At 59.1% G+C, this 9,578-nt stretch carries 8 protein-coding genes; 7 read left to right on the top strand and 1 reads right to left on the bottom strand.

The genetic code is table 11. The annotated features are described in order from the left end of the window. The first annotated feature begins 138 nt into the window (after nucleotides 1-138). From QMX98_RS28125 to QMX98_RS28105, 5 genes are all read left to right on the top strand, one after another. A complete protein-coding gene (locus QMX98_RS28125) occupies nucleotides 139-945 on the top strand; it encodes an alkaline phosphatase family protein (RefSeq protein ID WP_010456720.1) in 807 nt (268 codons plus the stop codon). A 5-nt stretch (nucleotides 946-950) separates the two neighbouring features. Then, on the top strand, nucleotides 951-1,787 hold the full coding sequence (locus QMX98_RS28120; RefSeq protein ID WP_154501365.1) for an ABC transporter permease subunit: 837 nt from the start codon (nucleotides 951-953) through the stop codon (nucleotides 1,785-1,787). Beyond that, the gene (locus QMX98_RS28115) at nucleotides 1,774-2,574 is read left to right on the top strand and encodes an ABC transporter permease (protein ID WP_010456724.1); all 801 of its coding nucleotides are present in this window, start codon (nucleotides 1,774-1,776) and stop codon (nucleotides 2,572-2,574) included. The genes QMX98_RS28120 and QMX98_RS28115 overlap by 14 nt, the downstream gene beginning before the upstream one ends. Beyond that, on the top strand, nucleotides 2,571-3,560 hold the full coding sequence (locus tag QMX98_RS28110) for an ABC transporter ATP-binding protein (RefSeq protein WP_010456726.1): 990 nt from the start codon (nucleotides 2,571-2,573) through the stop codon (nucleotides 3,558-3,560). The genes QMX98_RS28115 and QMX98_RS28110 overlap by 4 nt, the downstream gene beginning before the upstream one ends. A gap of 115 nt (nucleotides 3,561-3,675) precedes the next feature. Then, nucleotides 3,676-4,329, top strand: coding sequence for an HAD family hydrolase (locus QMX98_RS28105; protein ID WP_083376031.1), 654 nt, complete (start codon nucleotides 3,676-3,678; stop codon nucleotides 4,327-4,329). A gap of 54 nt (nucleotides 4,330-4,383) precedes the next feature. On the opposite strand, the gene QMX98_RS28100 is transcribed toward QMX98_RS28105, so the two are convergent. Further along, nucleotides 4,384-5,346, bottom strand: a complete 963-nt coding sequence (locus QMX98_RS28100) for a zinc-binding dehydrogenase (RefSeq protein ID WP_077748159.1) — start codon at nucleotides 5,344-5,346, stop codon at nucleotides 4,384-4,386. A gap of 140 nt (nucleotides 5,347-5,486) precedes the next feature. On the opposite strand from QMX98_RS28100, the gene QMX98_RS28095 reads away from it, so the two are divergent. Further along, entirely contained in the window at nucleotides 5,487-7,568 is a 2,082-nt protein-coding gene (locus QMX98_RS28095; RefSeq protein ID WP_010456732.1) for a carboxy terminal-processing peptidase, read from the top strand. A gap of 120 nt (nucleotides 7,569-7,688) precedes the next feature. Next, entirely contained in the window at nucleotides 7,689-9,479 is a 1,791-nt protein-coding gene (locus tag QMX98_RS28090) for a bifunctional diguanylate cyclase/phosphodiesterase (protein WP_102595825.1), read from the top strand. Nucleotides 9,480-9,578 lie beyond the last annotated feature (99 nt).

Genomic DNA, 9,578 nt, shown 5'->3' with positions numbered 1-9,578 from the left:
AGCCTGCTCGCGAAAAGCGGACTGACATTCAACATCTGTGTTGACTGACCCGGCGCCTTCGCGAGCAGGCTCGCTCCCACAATGGACCGTGGTGAATTCAAGTTTTATGAATGTCTGTTTCGCGGAGTTTTTGCCCCTATGAAGCACAACGTCATCCTTGTCGTGCTCGACGGCCTCAACTATGAAGTCGCGCGCCACGCCTTGGGGCACCTGCAGGCTTACGTCGGCGCAGGACGCGCGGCACTCTACAAACTGGAGTGCGAACTGCCGGCCCTGTCCCGACCGCTTTACGAATGCATCCTCACCGGCGTCCCGCCCATCGAGAGCGGCATCGTCCACAACAACGTCGCGCGCCTGTCCAACCAGCGCAGCATTTATCACTACGCCACGGATGCCGGCCTGACTACCGCCGCCGCGGCCTATCACTGGGTCAGCGAGTTGTATAACCGCTCGCCGTTCGAGGCCGCCCGGGATCGTCACACCGACAACCCCGACCTGCCGATCCAGCACGGTCACTTCTACTGGAACGATCACTACCCGGATTCGCACCTGTTCGCCGACGCTGAAAACCTGCGTCTGCGCCACGCGCCCAACTTTTTGTTGATCCACCCCATGAACATCGACGACGCCGGGCACAAGCACGGCCTCGACACCCCGCAATACCGCAACAGTGCCCGCTCGGTGGACATTATCCTGGCCGACTACCTGCAAACCTGGCTCGACGCCGGCTACCAAGTGCTGGTGACCGCCGACCACGGCATGAACAACGACCGCTCGCACAACGGCCTGCTGGCGGAAGAACGGGAAGTGCCGCTGTTTGTCCTGGGCGATGCCTTCAGCTTCAACACCAGCGCCGCGCCCAAACAGACTGACATCTGCGGCACGGTCTGCGAACTGCTGGGCGTGGCCCACGACAAACCTGTCTGCCGGGAGCTGCTCAAGTGAATGCCATGACCCGTGGTAAATGGCTGGCAGCGTTGTGCCTGGTGCCTTTCGCTCTGTTTTTTATCGTGTTCGAGATCGCGCCGCTGGTCTGGGTAATGATCAACAGCCTGCAATCGGAAGAGTTCGGCTGGGGCCTGGCCAACTTCACCAAGATCTTCAATTCGAAGTTCTATCTGCAAGCGATCCAGTACAGCCTCGAGATCAGTTTCTGGTCCAGCGTATTCGGGATCATCATCGCGGTGCTCGGCGCCTATTCCCTGCGCCGGGTCGACTCGAAACTGCGTAACTTCGTGAATGCTTTCGCCAACATGACCAGCAACTTCGCCGGCGTGCCCCTGGCCTTTGCCTTCATCATTTTGCTGGGGTTCAACGGCAGCTTCACCATCATGCTCAAGCAGGCCGGGATCATTCAGGACTTCAACCTGTATTCGAAAACCGGGCTGATCATTCTCTACACCTACTTCCAGATTCCATTGGGCGTGCTGCTGCTTTATCCGGCGTTCGATGCCTTGCGCGAAGACTGGCGTGAGTCCGCCGAACTGCTCGGCGCCAACGGCTGGCAGTTCTGGCGCCACATCGGTTTGCCGGTGCTGACCCCTGCGCTGCTCGGCACTTTCGTGATTTTGCTGGCCAACGCGCTTGGCGCCTACGCCACGGTTTACGCGCTGACCACCGGCAACTTCAACGTACTGCCGATCCGCATCGCGGCGATGGTGTCCGGCGACATTTCCCTGGATCCGAACCTGGCCAGCGCCCTGGCCGTGGTACTCGTGGCGTTGATGACCCTGGTGACCATCGTGCATCAGCTGCTGTTGAAGAGGAGCTACCATGTCTCGCGCTGAACTGGGCCCCGCCGGTGTCTATCACCGGGTGGTGGTGTACGTGCTGTTTGCCATTCTGTTGTTGCCGCTGGCCGGGACGTTGATCTACTCGATCGCCAGCAGCTGGTCGGCGACCATTCTGCCCAGTGGCTTTACCTTCAAGTGGTACATCCAGCTGTGGAGCGATCCGCGCTTTCTGCATGCCTTCGGGCAGTCGCTGCTGGTGTGCGTCGGCGCGTTGATTCTGTCGGTGGTGCTGATTCTGCCGCTGCTGTTCGTGGTGCATTACCACTTCCCCAAACTCGATGCGCTGATGAACATCCTGATCCTGCTGCCCTTCGCGGTACCGCCAGTAGTGTCCTCGGTAGGGCTGTTGCAGCTCTACGGTTCCGGGCCGTTTGCGATGGTTGGTACGCCGTGGATTCTGATCGGCTGCTACTTCACCATCGCGCTGCCGTTCATGTACCGGGCGATCACCAACAACCTGCAAGCGATCAACCTGCGCGACCTGATGGACGCCGCACAACTGCTCGGTGCCAGCACCTGGCAAGCCGCGTTCCTGGTGGTGCTGCCGAACCTGCGCAAGGGGTTGATGGTGGCATTGCTGCTGTCGTTCTCGTTCCTGTTCGGTGAATTCGTGTTCGCCAACATCCTGGTCGGCACCCGCTACGAAACCTTGCAGGTCTACCTCAACAACATGCGTAACAGCAGCGGCCACTTCACCAGTGCGCTGGTGATTTCCTACTTCTTCTTTGTGCTGGTTCTGACCTGGGCGGCCAATATCTTGAACAAGGACAAAAGCGAATGAGCTATGTCAGCGTCCAACATCTTCAAAAAAATTACGCGGGCACCACCGTCTTCAGCGACATCAACTGCGAAATCCAGAAAGGTGAGTTCGTCACCCTCCTCGGCCCGTCCGGTTGCGGCAAGTCCACGCTGTTGCGTTGCATCGCCGGCCTGACGTCGGTGGATGGCGGCAAGATTCTGCTGGAGGGCGTCGATCTGGTTCCGATGAGCCCACAGAAACGCGGGATTGGTATGGTGTTCCAGAGTTATGCACTGTTCCCCAACATGACCGTGGAGCAGAACATCGCCTTCGGTCTGCGCATGCAAAAGGTCAACGCCGACGACAGCCAGAAGCGTGTCGCCGAAGTGCTGAAACTGGTGGAGCTCAATGACTTCGCCGCGCGCTACCCGCATCAATTGTCGGGCGGCCAGTGCCAGCGCGTGGCCCTCGCCCGCTCACTGGTTACCCGTCCGCGGCTGTTGTTGCTGGACGAACCACTGTCGGCCCTCGATGCGCGGATTCGCAAGCATCTGCGCGAACAGATCCGTCAGATCCAGCGTGAACTCGGTCTGACCACGATCTTCGTCACGCACGATCAGGAAGAAGCCCTGACCATGTCTGACCGGATTTTCCTGATGAATCAGGGAAAGATCGTACAGAGCGGCGACGCCGAAACCCTCTACACCGCACCCGTGGATGTGTTTGCCGCCGGTTTCATCGGCAACTACAACCTGCTGGACGCCGACAGCGCCTCGAAACTGCTGCAACGGCCGATCAACCACCGCATCGCGATTCGCCCGGAAGCCATCGAGCTGAGCCTCAATGGCGAGCTTGATGCGCAAGTACGCAGCCACAGTTTGCTGGGCAACGTGATTCGCTATCGGGTCGAAGCCCGGGGCGTGGAATTGGTGGTGGATGTGCTGAACCGCTCGGCGGCCGATCTGCACCCCGATGGTCAGCGCCTGGCACTTTCCATCGATCCGACTGCCCTGTGTGAAGTAGCTTGAAAACAGCTGCAAGCTGCAAGCTGCGAGCGACAAGTTGTAAACTGCTCACCACCTCAATCACTTCTTGCGGCTTGAAACTTGCCGCTTGAAGCTGTTCTCGGAGAGAACCGCACTAATGGCCTTGGCAATTTTTGATCTGGACGAAACCCTGATCCACGGCGACTGCGCCACCCTCTGGAGCGCGCAAATGGGCCGCCTGGGCTGGGTCGATCCCGAGTCGTTCATGCGTCAGAACAACGAACTGATGGACGCTTACAGCCACGGCAAACTGCGCATGGAGGAGTACATGACCTTCAGCCTGGAGCCGATGATCGGGCGCACACCGGAAGAGGTCGAGCATTTGGTCGGGCCTTGGGTGGAAGACTTCATCGAGCCGATCATCTTCAGTGACGCTACTAAAGCCATCGCCGCCCATCGCAAGGCCGGTGACCGGATTCTGGTGATCTCGGCCTCGGGCACGCACCTGGTCAAGCCGATTGCCGACCGGTTGGGCATCGACGAGATTCTCGCCATCGAACTGGAAGTGACGCATGGCGTTTATAGCGGTCAAACCGTCGGCACCCTGACCTACCGCGAAGGCAAGATCGTCCGGTTGCTGGAGTGGCTGGATGCGGAAGAGGAGAATCTGGAAGGTGCGAGTTTCTATTCCGACTCGCGTAACGATTTACCGCTGCTGTTGAAGGTGGATTTCCCACACGTGGTGAACCCGGATCCGGTGTTGCTTGAGCACGCCGAAAAAGCCGGCTGGCCAATCCATATCTGGAAGTAACCGATACCCCTGTAGGAGCGCCGCCCGCTCGCTCCTACAGGTTAAGTGTGTCCTTCAGGTCAGGCTTGGGTCGATTATCAGGACCAGCTTCCCCGCCACCTTATTACTCGCCAACTCCGCAAACGCCGCTTCGGCGTCCTTGATCGGGTAGGTCTTCGCCAACTGGGGACTCAACCGCCCTTCAGCAAACAACGGCCACACATGCTGGCTCAAATCACTGAACAAATCCGCCTTGAACTGCTCATCACGACTGCGCAACGTCGAGCCCAGCAGTTGCACGCGCTTGGCCAGAACCTGCGCCAGATCCAGGTTCGCATCACGACCGCCCATCAAGCCGATCAGCACCCAGCGACCATCCAGAGCCAGCATTTTCAGGTTCAGCGCGGCGTAGTTGCCGCCGACCGGATCGAGAATCACATCGAACGGTCCCAGGTCGCGCAAGCTGTCCAGGTCGCCCGTGCGCACCACACCCCCCTGCGCACCCAGCGCTTCGCAATAAGCCAGACGCTCGGCGGAACCGACGCTGACCCAGCACGGGTTGCCAAAGGCCTTGCATAGCTGAATGGCCGCTGAACCGATTCCACTTGCTCCGGCGTGCAGAAGAACTTTCTCACCCGGTTTGAGCGCAGCGAGTTGAAACAAATTCAGCCAGACGGTCGCGTACACCTCCGGCAACGCCGCCGCCTCGGCCAGGGACAAACCTTCGGGGACCGGCAGCACATGCCGTCCGTCGACAACTACCTCTTCGGCCATCCCGCCCCCGGCCAGCAAGGCGCAGACCCGATCGCCGACTTGCCAGGACGAGCCCGGGCCGACTTCGCTGATCACCCCCGAACACTCAAGACCCAGTACCTGACTGGCTCCCGGCGGTGGCGGATAAAGCCCTGCTTTCTGTAACAAATCGGCGCGATTGAGGCCTGCTGCCGCCACTCGAATCCGAACTTGTCCTACATCGCATGTAGGACTGGGCTCTTCAACCCACTCCACTTGACCTTCCACGCCTTGCAATGCTTTCACAGTGCCTCCATAGTGAGTCTGGACTGAGCCCGTAGCTGTAGCGCCGGGCTTTCTTGCATTATGTGACCGGCCCTTTGTGGAACCGGCGACTTCAAAGACGGCCTAATATGCGTGATCAATTGTCTCCGCGTCGAATCAGCATGAAGCATTTTTTCCCCAGCACCGCCCTAGCCCTATTCATTGGTATCGGCCTGTTGCCGATGTCGAGCAATACATTCGCAGCCAATAGCTGGGACAAGCTTCAGCCTGATCGTGACGAAGTGATCGCCAGCCTGAACGTCGTCGAACTGCTCAAGCGCCATCACTACAGCAAGCCGCCGCTCGATGACGCGCGCTCCGTGATCATCTATGACAGCTACCTCAAGCTGCTGGATCCGTCGCGCAGCTACTTCATGGCCAGCGACATTGCCGAATTCGACAAGTGGAAGACCCAGTTCGACGACTTCCTGAAAAGCGGCGACCTCAACGCCGGGTTCACCATCTACAAGCGCTACCTGGACCGCGTCAAAGCGCGTCTGGACTTTGCCCTTGCCGAGCTGAACAAGGGCGTCGACAAAATCGACTTCAACACCAAGGAAACCTTGCTGATCGATCGCAAGGACGCCCCTTGGCTCAAGTCCACCGCAGAACTCGACGACCTGTGGCGCAAACGCGTCAAGGACGAAGTCTTGCGGCAGAAGATCGCGGGCAAGGATTCCAAGCAGATTCAGGAAACCTTGACCAAGCGCTACAAAAACCAGTTGGCGCGCCTGGACCAGACCCGTGCGGAAGATATCTTCCAGGCGTACATCAACACCTTCGCCATGTCCTACGACCCGCACACCAACTATCTGTCGCCGGATAACGCGGAAAACTTCGACATCAACATGAGCCTGTCCCTCGAGGGCATCGGCGCCGTGTTGCAGAGCGATAACGACCAGGTGAAAGTCGTGCGCCTGGTGCCTGCCGGCCCGGCCGACAAGACCAAACAGGTTGCACCGGCCGACAAGATCATCGGCGTTGCCCAAGGCAACAAAGAGATGGTCGACGTGGTCGGCTGGCGCCTGGACGAAGTGGTCAAGCTGATCCGTGGTCCGAAAGGCACCGTGGTGCGCCTGGAAGTGATTCCGGCCAGCAATGCGCCAAACGACCAGACCAGCAAGATCGTGCCGATCACCCGCGAAGCGGTGAAGCTTGAAGACCAGGCAGTGAAGAAGTCGGTGCTCAACCTGAAACAGGATGGCAAGGACTACAAGCTCGGCGTCATCGAGATCCCGGCCTTCTACCTCGACTTCAAGGCGTTCCGTGCTGGCGATCCGGATTACAAGAGCACCACTCGCGACGTCAAGAAACTGCTGACCGAGCTGCAGAAAGAGAAAGTCGACGGCGTGGTCATCGACTTGCGCAACAACGGCGGCGGCTCTCTGCAGGAAGCCACCGAGCTGACCAGTCTGTTCATCGACAAAGGTCCGACCGTGCTGGTGCGTAATGCCGACGGCCGTGTCGATGTGCTGGAAGATGAAAACCCGGGCGCATTCTACAAAGGCCCGATGGCGTTGCTGGTCAACCGCTTGTCCGCCTCGGCTTCGGAGATTTTTGCCGGCGCCATGCAGGACTACCACCGTGCACTGATTATCGGTGGCCAGACCTTCGGTAAAGGCACCGTGCAGACCATTCAGCCGTTGAACCATGGCGAGCTGAAACTGACCCTGGCCAAGTTCTACCGGGTTTCCGGCCAGAGCACCCAGCATCAGGGCGTACTGCCGGACATCGATTACCCGTCGATCATCGACACCAAGGAAATCGGCGAAAGCGCCCTGCCGGAAGCCATGCCGTGGGACACCATCCGCGCGGCCATCAAGCCGGCGGCCGACCCTTTCAAACCGTACATCACGCAGCTCAAATCCGAGCATGACGTGCGCACGGCCAAAGACGCCGAATTCGTGTTCATTCGCGACAAGCTGGCCTTGGCCCAGAAGCTGATGACGGAGAAAACCGTCAGCCTCAATGAAGCCGATCGCCGTGCGCAACACGCCGATATCGAAGCCAAGCAACTGGTGATGGAAAACATCCGTCGCAAGGCCAAGGGCGAAGAGCCGCTCAAAGAGCTGAAGAAAGAAGACGAAGACGCCATCGCGGCCGAGCCGGACAAGACCAAGCCAGAAGACGATGCCTACTTGAGCGAGACCGGGCGGATTCTGTTGGACTACCTGAAACTGAACACCGCGGTCGCCAAGCACTAAAATGATGGCAATTTAATGCTGACGCTCCCCGGAGCGTCATCAAACAGTCATCATTCTGTCGTGAAATAAAGGACTGGGAGCTCATGGCTCCCAGTCCTTTTTTTATCGCCAGAGATCGCCATGACCACCACTGAACAGCTGAGTGCATTGAGTTCCATTCTGGCTCAAAGCGGTTTGCACAGCCTGTTCCAGCCGATCATTTCCGTCTCTGAGCGACGCATTGTCGGCTTCGAAGCCCTCACTCGCGGCCCCTCGAACAGTCCGCTGCACTCCCCCATCGCATTGTTCGCGGTTGCCCGCCAGGCCGGTCGCTTGAGCGAGCTGGAAATCGCCTGCCGTGAAAGTGCCTGCCGACGCTTCAATGAACAACAGCTGCCGGGCAAACTGTTTCTCAACGTCTCTCCGGAATCCCTGTTGGAAGCCGCTCACCAACCGGGTCGCACCCTGCAATTGCTGCAGGACTTCGGCATCCCGCCGAGCCAGGTGGTGATCGAACTCACCGAACAGACCCCGACCGACGATTTCCAGTTGCTGCAAAATGCCCTGCATCACTACCGGGCGATGGGTTTTTCCATTGCGCTTGATGATCTGGGGGCCGGTTATTCGAGTTTGCGGCTCTGGTCCGAGCTGCGGCCGGATTACGTGAAAATCGACCGGCACTTTATCGACGGCATTCACCAGGATGCCCTCAAACGTGAATTCGTCGGCTCGATCCTGCAAATCGCCAAAGCCTCACGGGCACAAGTGATCGCCGAAGGCATCGAATTGCCGGAAGAGCTCGCGGTGTTGACCGAGATGGGCGTCGATCTGGTGCAAGGCTACTTGCTGTGTCGGCCTCAAGAGCATCCACCTCGCGACGCCCGAGTCTTGATGCCAAAACGGGAAAGCACAGCAGTGGCTTTGAATGATGACGCCAGTGACCTCAGCGCCTTGCTCAACGACCAACCGGCCGTGGCCCGGGACACACCGACGGCCACGGTGCTGGAAGCCTTCCGCCGCCAGGCCAACCTGAACTCACTGGCGGTGCTTGACGAGCAAGGCCATCCCTGCGGCATCGTCCATCGGCATTCGCTCTCGGACGCACTGCTCAAGCCCTTTGCTACCGACCTTTTCGCACGCAAGCCCATCAGCCGCTTGATGAACGACGACTTCCTCGCCGTGGAGATGAGCCAGTCACTGCAACAAGTCAGTCGCTTGATCACCAGCCGCGCGCGCCAGCGCATCGAGGAGGACTTCATCATCACCCTCAACGGCGGCTATCTGGGCCTGGGCCGGGTGATCGATGTGCTCAAGCTGATTACCGAACTGAAAATCCAGCAGGCCCGCTACGCCAACCCGCTGACCCTGTTGCCAGGCAACGTGCCCATCCAGCAATGCCTGACGCGGCTGCTGCAACAGGAACGGGAATCGGTGATCTGTTACGTCGACATCGACAGTTTCAAACCCTTCAACGACATCTATGGCTACGGCCGTGGGGACGAAGTCCTGCTGTGTCTGGCGCAATGCCTGAACGATCGGGTGGACCCGGCCCGCGACTTCGTTGGCCATATCGGCGGGGATGACTTCCTGCTGGTGCTCGGCCCGGAAGACTGGCGCAAACGTCTGAACCAGTTGCTGGACGACTTCCACAGCCAGTGCCGACGCTTCTACCGCAGCGAACACCTGGAAGCCGGCTGCTTTATCGCACCGAATCGCCAGGGCATGCGCCAGGAGTTTCCACTGCTGTCATTGTCGATCGGCGTCGTGCATTTACACCCACAGGCCTGTGGACAACTCGATGCGAGCCAGTTGGCAGAGATGGCTTCGCAGGCCAAGCATCACGCGAAGAATGTGGCGGGGTATAGCGTGTATGTGATTGATAGTTTGGTGGTGCCGGTGCAAAACGAGGATTTGATCATCGGGCAGCGGTGATTGAACGGACGCCTTCGCGGGCAAGCCTCGCTCCTACAGGGTTTTTTGTCGTTCGCAACTATTGTGGACTACCCATCTCCCGTAGGAGCGAGGCTTGCC

This window comes from Pseudomonas sp. PS02303, assembly GCF_029959925.1.
GTDB lineage: Bacteria > Pseudomonadota > Gammaproteobacteria > Pseudomonadales > Pseudomonadaceae > Aquipseudomonas > Aquipseudomonas mandelii.
This window is presented reverse-complemented; position numbering and strand designations above follow the sequence as displayed.

Excerpts from the sequence above, each read along its gene's own strand:
- QMX98_RS28090 (WP_102595825.1), top strand. The coding sequence starts at position 7,689 with ATGACCACCACTGAACAGCTGAGTGCATTGAGTTCCATTCTGGCTCAA.
- QMX98_RS28105 (WP_083376031.1), top strand. The coding sequence starts at position 3,676 with ATGGCCTTGGCAATTTTTGATCTGGACGAAACCCTGATCCACGGCGAC.
- QMX98_RS28120 (WP_154501365.1), top strand. The coding sequence starts at position 951 with ATGACCCGTGGTAAATGGCTGGCAGCGTTGTGCCTGGTGCCTTTCGCT.
- QMX98_RS28095 (WP_010456732.1), top strand. The coding sequence starts at position 5,487 with ATGAAGCATTTTTTCCCCAGCACCGCCCTAGCCCTATTCATTGGTATC.
- QMX98_RS28115 (WP_010456724.1), top strand. The coding sequence starts at position 1,774 with ATGTCTCGCGCTGAACTGGGCCCCGCCGGTGTCTATCACCGGGTGGTG.
- QMX98_RS28125 (WP_010456720.1), top strand. The coding sequence starts at position 139 with ATGAAGCACAACGTCATCCTTGTCGTGCTCGACGGCCTCAACTATGAA.
- QMX98_RS28110 (WP_010456726.1), top strand. The coding sequence starts at position 2,571 with ATGAGCTATGTCAGCGTCCAACATCTTCAAAAAAATTACGCGGGCACC.